We start from the raw sequence: 20,373 nt of genomic DNA, 5'->3' as shown, positions 1-20,373 counted from the left end.
GACCTGTGTGGCAGGCACACGATCACCTTTTCATGCGTACAGAGCAAACACACGCGTGTAGACCTGCCACACACAGACCTACAACAGTCGGCTATCTTGGAACAATGACCAAGACGACCCGAGTTGCGGCCATTCTTGCCGCGACCGCACTCCTGTCCTCGTTGACCTCCTGCAGCAGCAACGACGCCGTAGCTCCCACCGCAACTACGCAACCTACTAGTAAGCCGCAATCAACCCCCACCAAAGAAGCATTCGACGCCACCAAGCTCGATCAGATGTCACTCGATGAAATTCTCGCAGAGTTCAGTGCTCAAAAAACCGAGCCTGACAGCGTCGAAGTGCTAGAGATAGTTCAGCGTCTGATTACTCGGGCGCAAACCGACTGCAATCCAACGTTGGAGGGGAAGCAACTCCTGTCGCTACTGGAGATGAAGGCCACTGCCGACAAGAAGACTTCAGAACTAGGGGCAGATCCTTCCGCGCTAAATAACGGCATGGAGTTTTACCTTGCATGGGCTGGATACGCAGCCATGGTAGATGGACTTTGCGGCCCCCACAGCCAACTGTAGAAATAAGACCCAGAAGGCCTGCATCCAATCTCGGATGTGGGCCTTTCTCATACCCACAACAGTCAAGGAGGAACACACCTTGACCCACAACACTGTGAAACGTTCCGATCCTAAACGCGCTCGAATGCACGAACTCCACGCCGAGGACCTATCCCTCTCGGCTATCGCTCGTGAGCTCGGTGTCGCGAAGTCGACGGTCTCTCGTTGGGCGAAAGAAGACAACCTCTCGTTTGATCGCAGTCAGACTGCTGACGCTGTTGCTGCGAAGAGCATTGATCTTGCTGCTGGCCGTCAGAGGCTCGCGGAGAAGATGCTTGCCGCATCTGAAGCGATGCTTGACCGTATCGACGACCCCTATCTTGTGTACAACTTTGGTGGCAAGGACAACGACTACAAGGAGCACGAGCTTGAGTCGGCCCCGGTCGAGGTGCGCCGCAACGTGATCACGACCGCTGCGATCACGTTCGACAAGCTCTCACGCATCGTCGAACGAGACCCTGACGTGTCGGGTGCACAGTCTGTTGTGCAGTCTCTTGAGGCGGGCATTCTCGCCGCTGCCGATATCCTCCGCGCGCCCGAAACGGAGATCACTGAGGAGGCTTAGTTGGATGCCCTCTCTGCCCTGACTTCGATCATGTCTCGTGCACAGCTACTCTCAGTAGCTGACTGCCCAAACGCGAAGATCGCTCTCTGGTCCGGTGCGGTGCGTTCCGGTAAGACCTTCATCAGTCTCTTTGCGTTCCTGTTTGCTGTTCTGCGTGCCCCGAAGACGGGTGTGATCATCATTGTGGGGCGCACGCTCGACACGATCAACGGCAACTTGTTCAGTCTGCTCACGAATCCGGAGATCTTCGGGCCGCTCACGAAGTACATCAAGTACACGCCAGGCGCGAAGACAGCATCGATTCTTGGCCGCACCGTGCACCTGTACGGCGCAAACGACGCTTCGAGTGAGACGAAAATCCGCGGCCTCACCGTCAGCCTCGCCTACGTCGACGAAGCAACCATCATTCCCGAAGGCTTCTGGAACATGCTCGTAACCCGCCTCAGCGTAGACGGTGCACGACTCCTCGCCACAACTAACCCTGGCTCGAAGTCACACTGGCTACGCAAAGGCTGGATACTCGACGCAGCAGAGAAAAACCTCGTCCATTTCGCGTTCACGATGGATGACAACCCCTCACTTTCGGAGTCGTTCAAGAACGACATGAAAGCGTCCTACGCCGGTGTCTTCTACCAACGCTTCATCCAAGGGCTCTGGACCAACGCCGAGGGTGCCGTCTATCCCATGTGGAACGAAGACAAGCACCTCATCAAGCATGAGGATCTCCCACCGATCAAGCGCACCCTTGCTGTCGGTATGGACTACGGAACCACCAACACCACGGCAGCGCTCCTGCTCGGACTCACGGACGAGCCACAGCCACGGCTCGTGTTCATCGACGAATGGCACTACTCATCCAGCGAGCACCACGGCGAAACCATCCCCGATGTGGAACTCTCGCGACGGTTCAGAGAATGGCTTCACTCGAAACACGGGCCAGAGAACATCTACGTTCCCTACCCGGAGTTCGTGTTCCTCGACCCCTCTGCCGCTTCCATGCGAGCTCAACTCCACTCCGACAACCTCACGTCGTGGGCGGCAGACAACACCGTCCTCGACGGCATCGCGAACATCGCCAACCTTCTCTCGCAAGACAAACTCATCGTCACTGACCGGTGCAAGACATTCCTTGCCGAGGTCACTGAATACGAGTGGGACGCGAAAGCCTCCGAAGAGGGCAAAGACGAAGTAGTGAAGCGTGACGATCACGCGATGGATGCCGCCCGGTATGCGGTGCGGTCGTCTATCGGGTCATGGCAGTACGAGGTCTACGGGCTCGCAGCCTAGATAACCTTTGCTGCTTTCAGATCGGCGTTGAGCTGCAGATACTCATCAGTCGTGAGTGGCGTTCCATCCTCACGCTGTGCCTTATCCACGTCACGCAAGACGCTCGCGCTGTTGTAAAACCCAGTCTCAGAAACGGTGTACAGCACTACACCAAGCGTCGGGTGTTCATATCTATCCATATTCAAGACTTTACCGGGAGGTAACCAAATGCCGATGCCTGCCGCGAATGCTCCATGGCCTCCGAAAGAATGGGCGCCTGCGTATGACCAGTACGCCGAGAATGATGCTTGGCTTACCGGTGACGTGAAGACGCTGCAGACGCTTTACACGGGGCAGCAGGGCGCGACGCACACCCACAACGGTGCACCGTACCGCGGTGGGATTGCTGGGGTTGCGTCACGCCTGTTCTGGGGTCGACCTGTACCGCAGGGTGAGCAGCGCACCAGGCTTCATGTGCCCGCGGCGGCTGACCTAGCCACACTCGCATCAGACCTGCAGTACTCCGATCCTCCCGTGACTGACTTCGCCGAGGTGACAGACGGTGCGACGGTCAACGACAAAGCACGCACTCGCCTCGACCTCATCATGAACAGCGACGATACGCACGCGACGCTCAACTCGATGGGTGAAGTGAAGAGCGCACTTGGCGCATCGATCATCATTCCCCGGTGGGATGCCGACATCGAAGATCATGTATGGCTCGACTACGCTGCCGCTGACGCAGCAATCCCCACGTTCAAGCATCGCCGACTCGTCGAGGTCACCTTGTGGTCTGAGTTCGTCGACGGCAACGTGTACTGGCGACACCTCGAACACCACGGACGCGGCTACATCGAGCACGCCCTTTTCCGCGGCAGTCAAACCAGCCTCGGCGCTCGCGTACCGCTGCAGGAGCGACCCGAGACCGAATCTTACGCGGCTCTAGTCGACGGCGAATCCCGGATTCCAACCCAGATTGATCGACTCACCGCTGGCTATCTCCCGAATGCTCCCGCTTTGTCATGGCGCAAGTCAGGACAGCTTGCCGACGCTGGCCGCAGCGACTTCAACCAGTGCATCCCGCTCTTTGACGCGCTCGACGAGACCTTCAGCTCGTGGATGCGCGACCTCAAGCTGGGTGCTGGCAAGCTCATCGTTCCCGAGGCCTACCTGCGCAACAACGGTGCGGGTGCGGGTGCGAGCTTTGACATGTTTCAAGAGATGTTCGTCGGGCTCTCTGTGCCTGGCAAGGTGGCAGACGGTCTCGACCTCACTCCGTCTCAGTTTGAGATCCGTGTTGAACAGCACGAGCAGACCATGCGTGGCATCATGCGCGAGATCCTCCGTAAGGCCGGTTACTCACCCTCGTCATGGGGTGACCCTGACGAGAAGAGCTCACAGGTCACCGCGACCGAGATCCAGCAACGCAACGCCCAGACGGAACGCACACGGTCTAAGAAGAACCTTTACGACCGGCGCGTGCTCTCCCGTATGGGGTCTGTGGCGCTTGAACTCGACGGACTCATCTTCCAAGGGAAGGGCGGCGGCAAGTACGACCTCAATGTCGTATTCCCCGAACTCTCACGCACCGACCCGAAGACCGAAGCCGAAACCATCGGACTCCTCAACGTAGCCGGTGCGATCAGCGCCGAGACCGCAGTGCGCCGCGCGAACCCGGACTGGGACGACACAGCAGTCACGGAAGAGGTTAACCGGATTCAGGCGCGCAAGGAAGAGAACATGCCGCCCGACCCGTTCAGTGCCGGTCGCGTCGACGAGGCAGAGGAATAGCGCGCCCCGTATGTGAGCAGGTGACCCCACTACGAGAGGACACCCCACATGGCAGAACAGTGGCCTGGCGATTCCCCGCAAGCCTGGATCGACGACATTGGACACGCGATAGCGGAACGCTACCGGCGCATCGAGGAAGCGCTCGAAGGGACGCTACGGCGACTCGCTGAGCAACACCTCGACGCTCCCGACGACACGATTGCCCGCTACAACGCGATCCGTGAACTGCGCGAGCAGGCCGAACGCCTCGTGAAGCAGGTCAATCCCGACGAGCTCGCTAGGTGGGCGACTGAGGAAGCCGCGAGCGGGGCTAGTGCGGAGATCGCACGGGTGCTGCTCGACTTCCCCGCGTACGCTGCGCGCGGTGTGACTCAGGTGACGGCGCTCACCGCTGGTGGTGCGTATGCGGTGGCGGCGGTTGAACTTGATCTACGCGACAGCTTGCGAGCCCTCAACGCACGGATCTTACGTGCCCCGGTCGACGCGTACAAGCCGATGACCTCAAAGCACGTCGGCTCACTCCTGACCGGCATGACAACCTCGCAGGCGCTCCACCGGCGCATCCTCGACGAATACCTCGCAGACGGCATCACCGGATTCATTGACAAGGTTGACCGTCGTTGGACTATCGGTGCGTACTCGGAGATGGCCACCAGGACCGCGGCAGCGCGCGCATGGCGAGACCAGAGCGTTGCGTCCATGACGGCGGCAGGGATCACGACGTTCACGCCCGTAATCGGCGTTTCTGCATGCTCTGCGTGTGGGGCGTGGGCGGGGAAGATCGTCACCGATGGCGGACCCACCGGCAAGCTCACGGTGCCGCACGCGATCACCGGGGAACCTACCGAGATCACCGTCGACGGAACCCTCGATGAGATGCGCGCCTCGGGATGGGGGCACCCCAACTGCCGGTGCGTGCTCGTGCCGGGGCTCCCGGGTGGGCCTGACCCGACGCAGTACACGACGCACGACCCGCAAGCTCAGCAAGACCGTGAACGGTTGCGCGAGCTTGAGCGTGATGTGCGCTCCGCGAAACGGGACGGTGACCCTGACGAGATCGGTGCAGCACAAGCCGCACTGCGCGCGCACGTCCGAGATACGGGCCTGATTCGGCGCGAGTTCCGTGAACAGTTGCCATTCGCTGACGGTGGCACCAAGAACCCCCGCGGCAACACGAAGCCGACACCGCCGAAGTCTCGAGAGCGCATGACCTGGGGTGAACGGCAGCGGGCGCTCGGGTTCCCGACTGGTGCAGGATGGGATCTGGACCCGCACGAGATCGAGTTCTACGAACGCTTCACCGACAGTGGACATTCGGTCAAGCTGCTCGCGAAGAGCCTCGACGGTAAACCCACGAACGATTTCATTTGGAGATCGAACGGTGCCATTCAGGTGGAAGTGAAGAAGACGAAGAACAAGAACTCAAGCATCGTCGACCGCATCTCGAAGGCGGTCACGTCGGCGTGGGAGAACCACGGCTTTGTCAAGGATCGCTTCATCATCGACCTGCAAGATTTCCCCGCTTCACCGGGGCTACTCAACCAGCTTGGCAAGTACAACGACCACCGGACACCGGAGCGTCGCATCCGCGAACTGTGGGTGTTCAGTCGCGGGATCTTGCATCGAGTGGTCCTGAAGACAGAAAAGTAGGGGCTGGCCCGCCTTTTCACTTGCCCTGTTATTTCAAGGGTGGGGCGGGAACCCCTACAAGTCCAGGGTACGTCACCTAGACGATTCCCGCCACCCTCTCCGCATGCCGGTGAGGGTTTCGGGGCGTACCGAGTGGATCGGAAGCCGACTGTAAATCGGCTGCGTCAGCACTGCAGGTTCGATTCCTGCACGCCCCACGGTCACATCAACGCCCGCTCTCGGGCACCAACCACGCCTGAGGAGGCACGACCCATGAACACATCAACGTTTCGTCAGGGCGAACCGGCCACGGTCGGCTGGTCTATCGGACGGGCACCACTTGCACTCCGAGGCATTCGCTTTGCGGATGGAGAGAACGGTGCGGCACCCGCAGCACCAGCGGGCGGCGAAGCGGCTAGCTCTGCAGCGTCCCCGGCTGATGTTGCTGCGATGCTCGCCACCCTCGGCAAGGCCACGCCTCCCCAGGCAGCACCGGCACCGGAGGCACCCGCGGCAGCTCAGCAGATCCAGGGGTTCACGCCCGAGCAGGTGCAGAAGCTCATGACCGAGAACCAGACCGCTCTCAAGGCGGCTGAGGATGCGCAGGCGGCACTCGCTGCGGCAGAGAAGGCGCGCGATGAGGCAAGCGCTCAGGTTGCTTCGTTCCAGCGTGACAGCGCCGTGCGCACCGCCGCAGGCGATACCGCGAACGCTGCACTCCTGCTCGATTCCGCGTCATTCCAGGCCTCGATCAAAGAGGTCGACCTGACCGACACCGCCGCGCTCGGTGCAGCGGTCAAAGCGTTCGTCGACGCCAACCCCGCATACGCTGCGGCACCAACACTTCCCGGGACATCCGGGGCAACCCCGTCAGGGGGAACCAACAACACGCCTAAAACGCTCGACGGTGTCGTAGCCGCCGCAATGAGCGCCTAACCGAAAGGAGTAGCCCATGCCGATCACACTGGCAGAAGCCAACCGCAACACCCAGACCGACCTCGATGTCACCGTCATTGACGAATTCCGCAAAGAATCCGTGGTGCTCGACACGATGCTCTTCGACGATGTCGTGAACCCTGCAGGCGGTGGGGCGACGATGGCCTACGGGTACCGTCGACTCAAGACTCAGCCCACCGCCGACTTCCGTGAACTCAACACCGAGTACACGCCCGTGAACGTCGAGACCGAACACCACGTGACCGGCCTCGCCGTGCTCGGTGGCACGTTCCAGATCGACCGCGTGATCGCGAAGCTCGGTCCCGCCGCATCTGGTGGTGTCGCTCTGAACATGCGTCAGAAGGTCAAGGCCACCTCGACGAAGTTCCAGGATGCCGTTATCAACGGTGACACCGCCGTCGAGGCTCATGGTTTCGACGGGCTGGACAAGGCGCTTGCTGGCTCCTCGACTGAGATGGTCACGGCAGCAAACTGGCAGGATCTCGACACGGACCCGTCTGCGCCGCACAAGGCACTGGACCTGTTTGATGAGTTCCTGTCGCTGCTTGATGGCACCCCGACCGTGATCCTCGGCAACGCCAAGGCGCTCGCGAAGGTGCGTGCTATCGTGCGCCGTTCGTCCATGTACAACCGCGAACCAGTTGAGGGCCTGATGGGTGCGAACGGGCGCCCGATCACGCGCGAAAACTACGGCGGGATCTTCTTCGCCGATCCTGGCAACAAGGCGGGCACTAACAGCCCGATCATCCCGATTACTGGGGGCAAGACGAGCCTGTACGCGTACCGTGTCGCGCTCGACGGCTTCCATGCCATCTCGACCGCGGGAGGCCAGCTCATCGAGTCCTGGCTGCCTGACTTCTCGAACGTGAAGGCAGTGCAGGAGGGCGGCGTCGAGCTCGGCCCTGTGGGTGTCGCGCTCAAGTCAACCAAGTCGGCGGCGGTACTGCGCGACCTCACCGTCTAGCAGTCCGCAGTGTGGACCGCACCCTTCGCGTGCGGTCCACACTCACCCGATCTACCCATGAACGAGGAGTAACAACATGGCGAAGATTTACACCCCTGTGAAGGGATTTACCGGCAACGTTGCGGGCGTTGATTTCGTGAACGGTGAGGCCGAGACAGATGACCCGCGGGCGCTCGCCTACTTCGAACGTCACGGCTACAAGGTCGAGTCCGGGAAGAGGCCGCGCGCAAAGACTGAGGCGGTCGAGTAATGACCATCTACAAAGACTCGAACGCACCCCAGGGTCGCGTCGTGTTCGGCGGGACACCGTTTGTTGATGGGCTGACCGCCGACATCAACGTCGGTCCCGAGACGCAGCGGCTGTTTGCATCCGCGGGGATCGTCAAGGTGCCGACCGAGAAGCCGTCACCCGACCCAACCGAGCAGGCCGCTGAGCCTGCACCGAAACAGCGAAAGAAGTGAGACAGATGAGCCGCACCTACGCAACCGACACCGATTACGCCTCTTGGCTTGACGTGAAAGAAGCGCCTGAGGGTGCGGCTCGTCTTCTCCGCGATGCCTCGCTAGAGGTCGACGAAATGCTCCTCACTGCGATCTACCGTGTCGATCACGACGGTGCACCTACCGAGCCGCATGTGATCGAAGCGCTGCGTGACGCGACGTGCGCGCAAGCCGAGTACCGCGCCGAGCACGGCGACGAAGCAACCATCACATTGGGTGACGTGCCGGTCTCGCTCGGCCCACTATCTATCGGTGGACGCAGCAACAGCAAAACCGATGGCACGGCGCTTCCGCAGCACAATCCTGTCGCTGTGCGGATCCTGCGACTGGCTGGCCTGATTCCTGGCACGGTGCAAAATGCCTAGGCTCGTGTCGAAGCGACGGATGGAGCGCACGCTCAACGCGCTTTTGCCACATCGTGAGCTCGTCACTGTCACGCCGTACTTGGGTGGCGGAGCAAATGGGCGCGTCTACGGCACCCCGGTAACGCTCAAGCGTGCGCAAATCCTTGACGACATCAAACTCATCCGTGACCAGTACGACAAGGAAACCAGCATCACCGCGGTGGTCTACTGCGAACGGTCAGAACTTGAGGATATTCCGATCCCGGAAACACGTGTGACGATCTGGGCAGGCACTCGTGACCAGCGAGACGCGCATGTCGAGAGTGCCGGGCGGTACGAGCACCCAGAGTTTGTTGACCTGTTGGAGGTGAGGCTCACATGAGTAACGTCACGACAGAATGGCACGGCGACGCCCTGATTGCGGCGCTGAAAGCCGAAGCACCCGAGGCATTGAATCATGCCGCCGAGCTGCTGCGTGGTGACTCCGTACCGCTGGCCCCTATCGACCGCGGCCCACTGCGCGCCTCTGTGCAGGTCACGCCTGCAACGGCGGGGAGTCTCACCGCGTATGTCTCCTACGACACCCCCTACGCTGCGCGCCAGCATGAAGAGATGGACTGGCGGCACGACGAGGGCCAAGCGAAATACCTCGAAGGCCCACTCACGGAGAACGAAGCGAAGTATCAGCAGGCCATCGCATCCCGACTCGGGAAGGCGCTCGGGCCATGACCACCTACGAACCACAGCGCTACACGGCGCGTCTCCTGGTGGGGATCGCTGAACGGCTTCACGCTGCGGGCCTCGCGATCTACAACGCAGACGGGACACCCTACGGACGGGGTGAACGGGGTATCTACTTCGATCACTCCCCAACTGGTACCGGCGCGGAAACACAGGCCACGTGTGTGATCACGCCGTACATGCCGCAAGCCGGGATCCTCAATATTGAGCGCACTCGTATTCAGATCCGGGCCAGGCACCCCGGTATGGGGGCGCTGCAGGTGCGTGACTGGCTCGACGACATACGGGCCTGCTTCCCCGACCTGACCCCGATAACTCTTGGAGGTCTCGACTTCGACCGCGTACGCCAAATCGGTTCAACCACTTGGGGTGAACCTTCCGCGACCGAGTCGCTTGAGACGACCCAGAATTTTGAGTTTCGCGGCAACCGATACGCCGACGACTAACCACCCACAGTTCATCTAGCCCCTGACACCACGTTGGGGGCTTTTTTGTACCCAAAACCGAAGGAGAACCTCATGGTTTACGCACCTCCCGCCCCAACGAAGGGCATCAACGGACAGAGCTACGAGTTCAAGCTCGACATCGCGTCCATCCCGACTGCACCCGAAACCGAGTACGTGTGGCTGCCCGCACCCGACATCACCGGGCTGCAGCCCAACGCGTCCCCGAAGACCGCTGACGGTGCGACCTACGCAAACCGCGGCCAGGACGACACCTCGACCGTGGGTGAGTCGTTCACTGTCGCGTTTGATGCGAAGGCAGTAAAGAACGCTGAGGGGAAGCTTGCCCCGTATCTGTCGCTGATTATCGCTGCAGCGCAGGCGCACCTTGATGGTGGTGACCATTCCAAGAAGGTCATCGCGGCTCGCGTCTACCACGAGTGGATTGAAGAGCTCAGCTGGCAGTTCACCGTCGAGGCGTCGTTCCAGCGCAAGAACACCGGCAACGCGGACATCGAGTTCCTGTCGATCACGCTCACCTCGAAGGGTGACCGCAAGGTCGTACCGAACCCGGCACTCACTACTACTCCGTAACCCGGATCTCAAGACCCCTCGGGGCGTGCATTGGTCGTGCCGCGCCCCGAGGCACCCCTTAGCGCGACCCACAAGCATTCAAGGAGCACGACCATGACTACCACCGCACGCGAACTCAACGGCAACCTCATCCTCGACTTCGGCGACGGAACCGACTACACCGTCTATCCGGTACCCGGCAAGATCGGCATCGAGATCCAGGCCATCCTCGTGGGAATCACGATGGGCACCACCGGCCACGAGCACGGTTCCGAACGACTCGCCTCCGATACCGAGAAGATCGCGAAGCTCGCTCTCGGCGTCCCGGTGAAGGGGCGCACCAACAAGCGTTGGGCTGAGTTTGACAAGCTGCGTTCTGCGCGCGCAACAGTGGTGTCTCAGGCAGCGGTCTTGTGGAACACGGGTGGTGGTGGCATCGATGCCGTCATGGACCTGCTTGAAGAGGGTGGTGGCTACCCAAAAGCCCTCGGACGCGTGATGCAATCCTCCGGGCTGGGCGATCAGTGGAAAATTCTGAGGACTTGGCTCGATGGGGTGGGGCTCACCTCGGAGACGGCTTCTACGCCGAACCTGACTGGTGGCCTGAATACCTCCGTCTAGAGCGCGAGGAAGCCGACAGCGACACCGCGGGTATTGACTCGCGAGAGCTCTGGCGGCACGTCATTGAGCATTGGCGCGGCTACGTACTCCCTGATCTTGCCCGCTTCTATCCGGGCCTCCCCGTCAACGAACAAGCGCTGCTCGAGACTCCGTGGCGGTCTCTACGCGAGTACGTGCTCGCGCTCTTCGGTATCCGCGACAGCGTGACCGGCGCAACGTTTGCGCGCCTTCATCAGAAAGACGGTGACACATGAGTTTCGAAGTAGGCCGGCTCAGCGCAGCCCTCACGCTTGATGGTGTAGCTGAGTTCCATCGCGAGATGGACGGGGTGGGCCGCAAGTTCGAAGAAGCGGGCCAGAAGGGTTCCGCGTTCGGGCGCGCAGGCGAAGCCGCAGTACGGACCGCTGCCGGTGCCACGACCGGGCTTGTGTCGGCTGCGGGTGCGTATCTCGCGATCCTCACCAAGACCGGCATCAGCTACAACAGTCTGCAGCAGAACAGTCGTGCGGCGCTCAAGGTGCTGCTCGGTGGTACTGAGCAGGCCAACGCGCAGATGTCGAAGCTCGACGACTTCGCGAGGAACTCGCCATTCTCGAAGTCCGTCTTTATCTCGGCGCAGCAGCAGCTCCTTGGCTTCGGCATGGAAGCCGCGAAAGTCATCCCGACCCTGGATGCGGTACAGCAGTCGGTCGCGGCGATGGGCGGCTCGAACGAGCAAATCTCAGAGGTTGTCAACATCCTCGCCAACGTCCAATCGACGGGCAAGATCACCGCCGAAACCCTCAACCAGCTTGGTTACCGCGGCCTCGACGCTGCAACCCTCATCGGTTCCTCGATGGGGAAAACCGGCAACGAGATCCGCGACAGCATTACGAAGGGTACGCTCGGCGGGCAAGATGCCCTCGATGCCCTCGTGTCTGCGATGGATACCCGATTTAAGGGTGCCGCTGATGGAGTGAAAGAACAGTGGTCTGGTGCGGTCGACCGCATCAAGGCGGCAAACCGTGACCTCGGCGCACACATCGCGGAACCGTTCGTGTCTGCTCAGGGTGGCGGCATGGCGGTCACCTGGGGCAACCAAGTCGCCGACGTACTCAGGGCTATCGAGAAGCAGGCCATCCCGGTCATGTCGATCCTCACCCAGAGGGGGATGCCGTTCTTTGCGTCCCTCACTGAGGGGCTCGACAAAGCACGCATGTCGATTCAGCGTTGGGATGCGTCGACGCTTGAGCAGTCACTCGACAAGCTCGGCCATCACGCACCCGGTGTTGCAGCCCTCGCGGGCGCGACACTCGCGCTCGGTGCACAAGTTGGGCCGCTCGGGAAGGTACTCACCACTCTCGGGATCTCGGCCAACCCTGTCGTGGCCGCGCTCGTGGGCATGGCAGCAGCATCCCCCGAGGTACGTGAATCGCTGAAGGGCGTGCTCGAAGCAGGCAAGCCCCTCGTACCTGTCGTGGCGGAGCTCGCAACGACCCTCTCGGGGACCCTCAACGCCGCACTCCCTGTGGTGGCGTCCGGTGTCGACGTTTTTGCGTCTGCCCTCAAGGTAGTGGTCGGGATTGTCGAGAAGATCCCCGCGCCAGTCCTGGTTGGAGCCGCCGCATTCCTCGCGTTCCACAAGGCGACGAGCGCGCTGCAGGGGCCACTAACTCTCGTTGGCGACGCCATGAAGAGATTCATCGAACGATCTGCGATCCAAGCATCGTTGGGCCAGACAAGCGCAGGTATGGGCGCGCTTTCCGCAGCATCAATGACCGCAACCGGGTCGGTAAAGGGGCTCGGCGCTGCTCTGAAAGCTGCATTCCTGAGCAACCCCATCGGCATTGCGATCACTGCGGTTTCAATGGCGCTCGGTGCGTGGGCGATGGCCAACGCAGCCGCCCAGCAGAAAGTTGAAGAGCACAACAGTAGGGTGCTCGCGCTAAAAGACACTCTGAATGAGACCACAGGCGCAATGACGAAAGCGACTGAAGCCACTGTTCTATCGCAGCTCGGAGAGACACGCGCCAAGACACTAGCGGATGAAATGGGCATCTCCTACCGAGATCTGCAGCATGCGATTCTTGGGAACGAAGATGCTTTGAAGCGCGTGAATAGCGCGATGGATGAGCATGTCGCCTCTACAACGACCGGTGACAAGAACTTGGACACTTGGTCGGCAACAGCTACAAACGCTAAGAATCGCGTTAAGGAATTCTCCGAGATCCTTGAAGAGCATAAATCCGCGCTGGAAGATGCGCAGCAAGCGACACGAGAGAAGATCCAGTCGGATCGAGAGGCCGCAGCAGCGCTGACTGACGCTGGTCGAAGCAATCAACGTTTCAATGATGCGCTGGAAGTGGCCCGCGACATCACCCAAGACGCAGAGACACGCGTTAGGGCGTTGACGCAGGCACTTGACGAACTGACCGGGGGCACAAAATCTGCTGCGGAAGCTGATCTAGATTTCGCCCAGAAGAAACTTAATATCGCAGACGCACTCGGCCAAGTCAACAATGAGGGCGTCAAGTTTGCGGAAATCCTCAATGCCGCAAATGGTGAAATCAACAAGGGCACCCAGGAAGGTATCTCCTTTGGGCAGATGCTCACCGGCATGAACAAAGACATGCAGTCACAGATCATGCAAGCGTCGGACGCGAGGATTGCACACAACGACTACGCAGGTGCGCTCGTATCCGCAACAGCCAAAGGCAACGAATATCGCGCGGGCGTTGAAGAACAGCTGAAGGCTATGGGGCTGTCAGACGCCGCAATCCGAAACCTAATTGACACCTATTTCGCTGTGCCCTCGCAAGTCGCAACGGTTCTCCAAGTGGAAAACGTTACCGAGACCGGACAACAGGTCATTGGAATTCTCGGCGAGCTCGCAAAGCTGGACGAAGGAGCGACTTTCTCGATCAAGGCTGAAGGGGCTGAAGAAACAAAGCTTGCCCTCGAAGGCCTCGGATACACAGTGGAATCCTCGCCTGACGGTAAGGAGTTCATCATCACGGCCCAGGGTGTTGATGTAGTGAACCAAAACCTCACCGACATCGCGAACTACGAAGTGCCAGAGAAGCTCTTCCAAATCAAGGGAGACCCCGGTGACGCTTTCGCAAAGCTTGATGATGTCGAGGTTCGAAAGATCAGTGACAAAGAGTCTGTGGTGTGGGGAAAGACCGAGGACGCGAACGAGAAGATCCAAGCCATCGTCGACAAGAAGTTTGACAAGAAGACGGTTGTCATTGATGGCGATAGTTCAAACTTTGAGAGCGTGTGGTCAAGCGTCGCTGGACGCGTAGGCAAGGCGTTTGTGAGCATTTTCGGCGGCGGAGATGACGGGAAGAAAAACTACCAAGGCGGTGCGTATGTCGCAGGTGGACATCATTTTGCTGCGGGTGGGTTCCCTTCGGGAATGTATCGGGGTGTCGTTGGTGGCATCCCAAAGGTAGGCATCGACGGTTCCCCGCACATCTTCGCGGAGAAGGAGCTCGGGGTGCCGTGGGAGGCCTACATCTCCGGCAATCCCGCCTACCGTGAGCGCAACATCGGGCTCGCGCTTGAGTCGCTGAAACGTCTCGCGTTCCCGGTTGTTCCAGCGTCTCAGGTGTATGGGACGCGTGCGTTTGCGCGTGGTGACATGCTCGCGAACCGCACAAGCGCCACGCCCTCGGCGGCGGCTCCGGTCACGGTGTCGCGTGTTGAGCGTGGCCGTGACGCACCCCTCATCGGGTCGGTCTCTATCGGAGCGGGTGTCACGAAGGATCAGTTTGAAGAGTTCAAGACGAGGCTCGATTTTTACGAGAGAGGTGGCCGCTAGATGTATGGCGATTGGCAACTGATCTACGAGGGAACCGACCTACGTTTCGGAACGCGAGAACACAACGTCGAGTTCGTGAAGCTCACCGTCTCCGGCGACGTGTACCGCACCGACGATAGCCAGTTGCCTCGGCAGGATGGAACGGCTTTCGGGCAGGATTTCATCGAGTCGGGGCAACTCGCCATCGCGGTCAAGATTGATTTCACGACGTATCCGGCTGGCCCGGATGAGTGCGCCCGCCTTGCGTGGGCGGCACGGCAGGCGTTTGAGCGGGGGTGGCGTGCCGATCCGGTGCGCCGCACTCCCGGCGCTGTCTGTGAGTTGGTGATGGGTGGCGAGCAAGCCATCGAAGGCAGACCGCGGGGTGTGTCTTGGAATGACGATCATCAAGGGGTCGGGCTCATTACGGGCTCGGCCCTTTTTGTACCCGCTGGCACTGGCGTGTTTGACATGTCGGATGGTGGTGGCTGGCATACCCAGACGGTCGGCCTCGTCCCCCCGCAGACGGGCGGGCTGAAAGCACCACTCAAAGCACCTCTGAGCACGTCTGTGGAGTCTTCTCGTGCGCGTCCGTTCACGGTTGCGGGCGATGTTCCGGCGTGGCCCATCATCACAGTGAAAGGCCCGCTCGGGTCTGGTGCGCAGGTGGAACTCACATCGCGTTGGCGCATGCCACTCAACCGCAGCCTCGGCGCGTTCGATGTTGTCGAGATCGACACCCGGCCCGGTCATCGAGGCATGACCCTCAACGGCCGTGCAGCGAACGTCCTCACCTCGGGCGCGGTGCAGCTTGCTGACGCTGCGATGGCTCCTGGCCCGCAAGAACTCGCCCTACGTGGCACATCACTCGAAGGTACTGCTACCGCGTCTGTGCGGTGGCGCACAACGAAAGAGAGCATCTAAATGGCCAGCATTCAAGAAGCTGGCATCGACCGCTGGTTTATTGGCGGCGGTGCCGAGCACACCCCCGAGTCCGCACGGCGGCTCGTGCACACCGCGACCCGCGGAAATGAGGGCGTCGGCGGTGTCTCTGATCTGAAGGTGATGCCGCTCGCGATCCCGGGACAGGGAGTGCGTGTCATCACGGGCTCAGCTCTTGTACGGAGCCGGTATGTCGGCGGGGAGACTCAGACCTATCAGGCGAACATCTTCCGCGAGGTCGAAGTGCCGATCGCGCAAAACACTACGAATCAGGACCGTTACGACCTCGTAATTCTCCGGGTTGAAGACCCACACGCAGCAGGCTCGACCTACCCGAAACCAGCACTTGAACTGCTTGCGAATGAGCAGTACATCTATGTGCGGGTCATCTCCGGTGTGAGTGCGACTACGACCCGTGTCCAGCAGGTTGTCGGGCATGAGAACGATACGGCGATCACCCTCGGACGCATCAAGGTACCGGCGATGAAGGGCACTATCGACAACATCACAGGCACGATCACGGACCTGCGGAAGGTCGCGCAGCCGATGAGCGAGCGCGTCGTTCGGGCGATCAACCTCACCGAGGCAGGCACCGGATACAAGCAGATCACGAACACTGGCGCATATCCGACAGGCGGACAGACGTGGCCTGCGGAGGCCGAATCCGCGGGAATCCTCGACATCGATATTCCTGAGTGGGCCACTTACATGGCCTACACCATCACCTGGTCACAACTTTTCGTAGGCCCGAAAGACGGTGCAGGGAACGTGTTTGGTGGAATGTGGTTGCAGGTCGGCGCAACGATTGACCCTGATGTGTGGCGAGGACAACTCAGCAATTGGGACATCGCCGAAAAAGCAGGTGGACACACAATGACCATGCGTGTGGCAGATACTGCCTACATCAAGCCAGAGCTGCGTGGCAAAACCAAACGCTTTTTCCCACGAGTCAATCTTCAAGGTGGTTCCGCGGTGAACGCACCGTCAGTGAACTGGGCGTCGTCGTTCGACCTGGACGTGACGTTCAAGCAGACCGCAGCATAGGGAGGACAGCATGACTGACCTCGTATATGTCGCGCAACGATTCGGCACCTGGCAAACGCTGCACCGCTCACTCCCTCTCACCATCACCTCGGGATGCGAGTGGGGGCTGAACATGTACGGGGTTCTCGAAGCGACACTGCCTCATGGCCTCGCCTCTGGTATCGCGGAGGACGGACACCCTCTGATTGAAGAGGGCGGCACGATCATCAACGCAGAGACCGGAAGTGGAGTCGACCGGCGCAGATGGCAAGGCATCGTCCACGAAGTAACCCCGGACGGGCCGAACCTCAAGTTCACGGTTCGCGAAATTGCGGGCTACCCCGACGGACTGACGTTCACAGGCAACATTCACGGCGTGAAAGTCGACCCCGCTGCAGTCGTACGTGACCTTTGGGCGTACACGCAAGCCGCACCATCGGGCGACTTTGGGGTGTCGGTTGTGGGGTCGACTCCGCTCCGCGAAGGAACTGACTCAGACATCAAAGCGACTGCCGCGAAGATCGCAGTCGATAAAGCGAAGGCAGCGCTTGAGCTTCGGTCTAAGCCTCGCAAAGCGAAAGAGGCGCAGATTCGGAAGATACGAGAACAATATGCACCGCTGTTGCGTCCCCTCACCCGTGCTCGTGACGACGCAACTCAAGCGTATGACGCGCTTGTACAGGCGAAAGCCCCGAAAGCTCAGCTCGACGCGGCGAAAGCTCAGGTTACAACAAAGCAGGAAGCGCTCAAGAAGAAACGTGACGAGCGCGACAAGAAGATCGAGCCGTTGCAGACCCAGCTTGAAGACCTGCGCGATGAAGAGACACCGTGGCAGGAACCTTACGACGATGCGGAGGAAGCGTATCGGGCAGCACAAGAACAAGCTCGTAAGGATGGTGGTGGGCTCAAGATTGAGGCCGCTGATTTCCCCGACACGTGGGACGAAATCACAAAGCTTGCGAAACAGTATGGTTTCGACTTCACAACTCGTGCTGTGTGGAGTGAAGGCAAACCGGACTACCGCATCCAGATTGCCTACCCTTCTGCAGGCCGCACACGTGATGACCTGACTTTTCAGCAGGGCATCAACATCATTTCGGAGCTCAAGCCGCGCTCGATTCCGTACGCATCTGAGGTCCTGGGTCGCGGTGCTGGTGAGGGCGATGGCGCAATCCGGGCAAATAGTGCTCGGGTGGATCGTCGAGCACGCCGCAACATCGTTCTCTCACGACCCGAAATATCCACGGTCTCAGCCTTGCGCGCCGAAGTCGCTACCGAGCTGAAGTACGCGGGAGGCTTCTTGGAGATCCCCTCGATTACCGTGCGTGACAACCCTGCGGCACCGTTGTGGTCTTGGAATCCGGGCGACACGATCCTTGTGCAGGGCGTCGTACCCAACGTGGGCAGGATCGCCTGGTGGCACCGGATTCTGTCATGGAAACTACGCAGCCCAATTGAGGCTGAACTTCGACTTGAAAGGGTGAATGCCATATGAGTGATGCACTCGATAGGATCGCCCGCCAACAGGCTGCGCTCTCAAAGGATGTACAAGGATTGATGCGCACACGTCAGGTAGTGAGGTCGACGATCTCCACGCCGGATGGCGAGGTGCAACTCTCTGATGCGTTCGCTGACGCTACGGACGCGGCTGCGGCTTTGCCGGGTCAGCGTGAAGTCCTTGCCGCTCTTGATGCGGCACAGTCCAGCGATTTCGATCTGATTGGCGAGGCAATCACTGAGCAGGAAGCCCTTGCGGATGGTTTGCATGAAACCCAAATGAGTGTCATCGGCACGAATCTTGTGGTGCAGGCGGCCCAAGAGCAGGCCGAGGAAGCAATCCGGGCTGCATCTGAGGTGTCTGAATTTGCGGAGGGTGTGAAAGCGGTCGCGGATGCTGCCGCGAATGATGCTGAGGCGGCGAAGACCACTGCGAATTCTGCTCAGCGTGAGGCGAAGGACGCGGCGCAAGCGGCGATTGATCGTGCCGCTGATGCTGAACTGGCGGCCAAGGAGTTTGCTAAGGCTCAAGCTGAGCAGGCTCAGATTGATGCGAACGACGAAACTGGGCGGGCGGTCGCTGCAGCAAAGGTTGCGGCGGCGAAGGATGCTCAGGACAAGGCCGACGAAGCTGAACGGGCAGCGAAAGAGAAAGCTGCAGAGGCGAAGCTCGCTGCTGATAGCGCCGCGCAAGCCGCCGCTACCGCTGACGCGAAAGCAGTGCAGGCGCGTGAGGATGCGTTGAGGGCGGCACGCTACCGGGTCGGGCCTGATGGCGTGTATTCCCCGGCGATGCCTGAAGGTGGGTTTCGGATCGGCGCTCAGTTGGTGCGTGTGAACGCTGACGGTCATCCATACCGGATTGACCGGTGGGCGGGCGCTGAGTGGGTGCGTGATCAGGTGCTCATGGATCAGTTGTTGATCCCGAGCGAGGATGGCACTATCGCGATTGGGAATGCCCAGATCTATGCGCCGACGATCATTGGTGGCGAGTTTTTCGGCAACCGGTTTGAAGGGTCTACCTTTACACTTCCGTCTGTCGAAGCGTCCGAAACGGTGCTTACGGATCAGTGTGAGTCGGTTGGTCAATGGGTGGGGCCATGGGACCCAATTCCGAAGCCGACGCTCTCAACTGCGCAGAAGCGCAGTGGCAACTATTCCCTACTGCTTTCCAAGAATCCCTCGACCACTGAACGAGGCGCAAAGCGGCCCATCCCAACGACGTCGTTTCCTCGGGGAGGCTATTTTTCCGTATGGGTTTGGAGGTCGGTGGCCGGTTCAATGCTGGTCACCGACGAGGCGCAAGTCTATGGCGGGTATGACATGCCTGCGAAAACATGGGTAGAGATTCGGTGTGCGATTCCCTCTGGCGTGTCAGTAAGCCAGATCAGGGTATCGGATGCTGGCGCTGGTGCCGCGTTGATCTACATTGACGATTTGACCGTGGTTAGATACACCTCGCTCTCTGGGAAGGCTGCGATTGATCGCGCGCCGTCTGGTGCTGCACGCGTCTACAGCGAAGCGGCTGATGGGTCGATGATCAAGTTTCAAGACTCTCAGCTTGAGGCAGACTATGGCGGGCTCTCGGGTTTTGTGCGTCCTCACCTTTTCGGTGCGAGCGCAATTTCAGTCGAGATGGGCGTGTCCAGCACCCAAGCAGACACTCGATCAGAGCTCCGGCTCGATGCTGGCGGATCACTTCTAAGTATCGTTGCCGTGCGCGATGACACGCTGATTGGCCGATTCAGGTTTGATGGCGATGGCGTTATTACGGTCCAGGACACGATCCGGTCGCGTATTGACACTGACTGGCAAAATGTCGCGATCCCTGGCGGTACGGGTACGTGCCGTTGGATGCGCAAGCTAGGAATCATTTATCTCGAATTTGATGTGAAGTACACGGCGAGTGTCGCGGCGAATGGTGTGCTTGCGCCTGCGTTCACGTTGCCTGCTGCCGCGTATCCGCCGCTCAACAAACCGATCTCGGTTGTTGGTGGTGGCAGTGTTCCCGGTCTGGGGTGGGTGGATTCTGCTACTGGGCGATGCACGATCCGTAATTTGCATACCGCGGCCTCTACCTCGTTTTTGGGGCATGGGTCGTGGCCTGCCTCATCGTAAGGAGTATGT

22 protein-coding genes and 1 tRNA gene are annotated in these 20,373 nt (G+C 60.2%); 22 read left to right on the top strand and 1 reads right to left on the bottom strand.

The window, feature by feature from the left end:
- Nucleotides 1-104: 104 nt before the first annotated feature.
- The 3 genes from G7068_RS13845 to G7068_RS13835 are packed head-to-tail and all read left to right on the top strand — an operon-like array spanning nt 105 to nt 2,460.
- Nucleotides 105-569: a hypothetical protein gene (locus G7068_RS13845; protein WP_166292499.1), complete on the top strand. Its 465-nt coding sequence runs from the start codon at nt 105-107 to the stop codon at nt 567-569.
- Nucleotides 538-1,173, top strand: coding sequence for a helix-turn-helix domain-containing protein (locus G7068_RS13840; RefSeq protein ID WP_341873750.1), 636 nt, complete (start codon nt 538-540; stop codon nt 1,171-1,173). The genes G7068_RS13845 and G7068_RS13840 overlap by 32 nt, the downstream gene beginning before the upstream one ends.
- Nucleotides 1,174-1,203: 30 nt before the next feature.
- Entirely contained in the window at nt 1,204-2,460 is a 1,257-nt protein-coding gene (locus tag G7068_RS13835; protein ID WP_166292497.1) for a PBSX family phage terminase large subunit, read from the top strand.
- On the opposite strand, the gene G7068_RS13830 is transcribed toward G7068_RS13835, so the two are convergent.
- The gene (locus G7068_RS13830; protein WP_166292496.1) at nt 2,457-2,639 is read right to left on the bottom strand and encodes a hypothetical protein; all 183 of its coding nucleotides are present in this window, start codon (nt 2,637-2,639) and stop codon (nt 2,457-2,459) included. The two genes, G7068_RS13835 and G7068_RS13830, sit on opposite strands and share 4 nt — an antisense overlap.
- Before the next feature lie 28 nt (nt 2,640-2,667).
- Between G7068_RS13830 and G7068_RS13825 the strand changes: the two genes are divergently transcribed.
- From G7068_RS13825 to G7068_RS13735, 19 genes are all read left to right on the top strand, one after another.
- Complete coding sequence (locus tag G7068_RS13825) at nt 2,668-4,230, top strand: phage portal protein (RefSeq protein ID WP_166292495.1); 1,563 nt, start codon at nt 2,668-2,670, stop codon at nt 4,228-4,230.
- A 48-nt stretch (nt 4,231-4,278) separates the two neighbouring features.
- Nucleotides 4,279-5,880, top strand: coding sequence for a phage minor capsid protein (locus G7068_RS13820; RefSeq protein ID WP_166292494.1), 1,602 nt, complete (start codon nt 4,279-4,281; stop codon nt 5,878-5,880).
- Between the two features lie 120 nt (nt 5,881-6,000).
- Nucleotides 6,001-6,077, top strand: a tRNA-Tyr gene (locus tag G7068_RS13815).
- 55 nt (nt 6,078-6,132) lie between these two features.
- Complete coding sequence (locus G7068_RS13810; RefSeq protein ID WP_166292493.1) at nt 6,133-6,795, top strand: hypothetical protein; 663 nt, start codon at nt 6,133-6,135, stop codon at nt 6,793-6,795.
- A 16-nt stretch (nt 6,796-6,811) separates the two neighbouring features.
- Entirely contained in the window at nt 6,812-7,780 is a 969-nt protein-coding gene (locus G7068_RS13805) for a major capsid protein (RefSeq protein ID WP_166292492.1), read from the top strand.
- A gap of 76 nt (nt 7,781-7,856) precedes the next feature.
- Entirely contained in the window at nt 7,857-8,030 is a 174-nt protein-coding gene (locus tag G7068_RS13800; RefSeq protein ID WP_166292184.1) for a hypothetical protein, read from the top strand.
- Complete coding sequence (locus G7068_RS13795) at nt 8,030-8,242, top strand: hypothetical protein (RefSeq protein WP_166292183.1); 213 nt, start codon at nt 8,030-8,032, stop codon at nt 8,240-8,242. The genes G7068_RS13800 and G7068_RS13795 overlap by 1 nt, the downstream gene beginning before the upstream one ends.
- A 5-nt stretch (nt 8,243-8,247) precedes the next feature.
- Nucleotides 8,248-8,646 (top strand): head-tail connector protein, encoded by a 399-nt coding sequence (locus G7068_RS13790; protein WP_166292491.1) that lies wholly within the window; start codon nt 8,248-8,250, stop codon nt 8,644-8,646.
- 4 nt (nt 8,647-8,650) lie between these two features.
- A complete protein-coding gene (locus G7068_RS13785; RefSeq protein ID WP_166292490.1) occupies nt 8,651-9,007 on the top strand; it encodes a hypothetical protein in 357 nt (118 codons plus the stop codon).
- Nucleotides 9,004-9,354: a hypothetical protein gene (locus tag G7068_RS13780; protein ID WP_166292489.1), complete on the top strand. Its 351-nt coding sequence runs from the start codon at nt 9,004-9,006 to the stop codon at nt 9,352-9,354. Before G7068_RS13785 ends, G7068_RS13780 begins: the two co-directional genes overlap by 4 nt.
- Nucleotides 9,351-9,812: a hypothetical protein gene (locus G7068_RS13775; RefSeq protein ID WP_166292488.1), complete on the top strand. Its 462-nt coding sequence runs from the start codon at nt 9,351-9,353 to the stop codon at nt 9,810-9,812. Before G7068_RS13780 ends, G7068_RS13775 begins: the two co-directional genes overlap by 4 nt.
- Nucleotides 9,813-9,884: 72 nt before the next feature.
- Entirely contained in the window at nt 9,885-10,403 is a 519-nt protein-coding gene (locus G7068_RS13770) for a hypothetical protein (protein WP_166292487.1), read from the top strand.
- Nucleotides 10,404-10,496: 93 nt separating this feature from the next.
- Nucleotides 10,497-11,003 (top strand): hypothetical protein, encoded by a 507-nt coding sequence (locus tag G7068_RS13765; protein WP_166292486.1) that lies wholly within the window; start codon nt 10,497-10,499, stop codon nt 11,001-11,003.
- Complete coding sequence (locus tag G7068_RS13760; RefSeq protein WP_166292485.1) at nt 10,925-11,257, top strand: hypothetical protein; 333 nt, start codon at nt 10,925-10,927, stop codon at nt 11,255-11,257. The genes G7068_RS13765 and G7068_RS13760 overlap by 79 nt, the downstream gene beginning before the upstream one ends.
- Nucleotides 11,254-14,805, top strand: coding sequence for a tape measure protein (locus tag G7068_RS13755; RefSeq protein WP_166292484.1), 3,552 nt, complete (start codon nt 11,254-11,256; stop codon nt 14,803-14,805). Before G7068_RS13760 ends, G7068_RS13755 begins: the two co-directional genes overlap by 4 nt.
- Nucleotides 14,806-15,708, top strand: coding sequence for a phage tail family protein (locus G7068_RS13750; RefSeq protein WP_166292483.1), 903 nt, complete (start codon nt 14,806-14,808; stop codon nt 15,706-15,708). It begins immediately after the preceding gene.
- Entirely contained in the window at nt 15,709-16,770 is a 1,062-nt protein-coding gene (locus G7068_RS13745) for a hypothetical protein (RefSeq protein WP_166292482.1), read from the top strand.
- Between the two features lie 10 nt (nt 16,771-16,780).
- Nucleotides 16,781-18,244 (top strand): hypothetical protein, encoded by a 1,464-nt coding sequence (locus tag G7068_RS13740; RefSeq protein WP_166292481.1) that lies wholly within the window; start codon nt 16,781-16,783, stop codon nt 18,242-18,244.
- A 62-nt stretch (nt 18,245-18,306) separates the two neighbouring features.
- Nucleotides 18,307-20,364 carry a hypothetical protein gene (locus G7068_RS13735; RefSeq protein ID WP_166292480.1) on the top strand — a complete coding sequence of 686 codons (2,058 nt, stop codon included), beginning with the start codon at nt 18,307-18,309 and terminating at the stop codon, nt 20,362-20,364.
- Nucleotides 20,365-20,373 lie beyond the last annotated feature (9 nt).

The organism is Leucobacter viscericola (assembly GCF_011299575.1).
Taxonomy (GTDB): domain Bacteria; phylum Actinomycetota; class Actinomycetes; order Actinomycetales; family Microbacteriaceae; genus Leucobacter; species Leucobacter viscericola.
This window is presented reverse-complemented; position numbering and strand designations above follow the sequence as displayed.

Excerpts from the sequence above, each read along its gene's own strand:
- G7068_RS13805 (WP_166292492.1), top strand. The coding sequence starts at position 6,812 with ATGCCGATCACACTGGCAGAAGCCAACCGCAACACCCAGACCGACCTC.
- G7068_RS13845 (WP_166292499.1), top strand. The coding sequence starts at position 105 with ATGACCAAGACGACCCGAGTTGCGGCCATTCTTGCCGCGACCGCACTC.
- G7068_RS13790 (WP_166292491.1), top strand. The coding sequence starts at position 8,248 with ATGAGCCGCACCTACGCAACCGACACCGATTACGCCTCTTGGCTTGAC.
- G7068_RS13765 (WP_166292486.1), top strand. The coding sequence starts at position 10,497 with ATGACTACCACCGCACGCGAACTCAACGGCAACCTCATCCTCGACTTC.
- G7068_RS13740 (WP_166292481.1), top strand. The coding sequence starts at position 16,781 with ATGACTGACCTCGTATATGTCGCGCAACGATTCGGCACCTGGCAAACG.
- G7068_RS13735 (WP_166292480.1), top strand. The coding sequence starts at position 18,307 with ATGCGCACACGTCAGGTAGTGAGGTCGACGATCTCCACGCCGGATGGC.
- G7068_RS13755 (WP_166292484.1), top strand. The coding sequence starts at position 11,254 with ATGAGTTTCGAAGTAGGCCGGCTCAGCGCAGCCCTCACGCTTGATGGT.
- G7068_RS13775 (WP_166292488.1), top strand. The coding sequence starts at position 9,351 with ATGACCACCTACGAACCACAGCGCTACACGGCGCGTCTCCTGGTGGGG.
- G7068_RS13780 (WP_166292489.1), top strand. The coding sequence starts at position 9,004 with ATGAGTAACGTCACGACAGAATGGCACGGCGACGCCCTGATTGCGGCG.
- G7068_RS13750 (WP_166292483.1), top strand. The coding sequence starts at position 14,806 with ATGTATGGCGATTGGCAACTGATCTACGAGGGAACCGACCTACGTTTC.
- G7068_RS13835 (WP_166292497.1), top strand. The coding sequence starts at position 1,204 with ATGTCTCGTGCACAGCTACTCTCAGTAGCTGACTGCCCAAACGCGAAG.
- G7068_RS13820 (WP_166292494.1), top strand. The coding sequence starts at position 4,279 with ATGGCAGAACAGTGGCCTGGCGATTCCCCGCAAGCCTGGATCGACGAC.
- G7068_RS13810 (WP_166292493.1), top strand. The coding sequence starts at position 6,133 with ATGAACACATCAACGTTTCGTCAGGGCGAACCGGCCACGGTCGGCTGG.
- G7068_RS13830 (WP_166292496.1), bottom strand. The coding sequence starts at position 2,639 with ATGGATAGATATGAACACCCGACGCTTGGTGTAGTGCTGTACACCGTT.
- G7068_RS13770 (WP_166292487.1), top strand. The coding sequence starts at position 9,885 with ATGGTTTACGCACCTCCCGCCCCAACGAAGGGCATCAACGGACAGAGC.
- G7068_RS13745 (WP_166292482.1), top strand. The coding sequence starts at position 15,709 with ATGGCCAGCATTCAAGAAGCTGGCATCGACCGCTGGTTTATTGGCGGC.
- G7068_RS13825 (WP_166292495.1), top strand. The coding sequence starts at position 2,668 with ATGCCGATGCCTGCCGCGAATGCTCCATGGCCTCCGAAAGAATGGGCG.
- G7068_RS13840 (WP_341873750.1), top strand. The coding sequence starts at position 538 with ATGGACTTTGCGGCCCCCACAGCCAACTGTAGAAATAAGACCCAGAAG.
- G7068_RS13800 (WP_166292184.1), top strand. The coding sequence starts at position 7,857 with ATGGCGAAGATTTACACCCCTGTGAAGGGATTTACCGGCAACGTTGCG.
- G7068_RS13795 (WP_166292183.1), top strand. The coding sequence starts at position 8,030 with ATGACCATCTACAAAGACTCGAACGCACCCCAGGGTCGCGTCGTGTTC.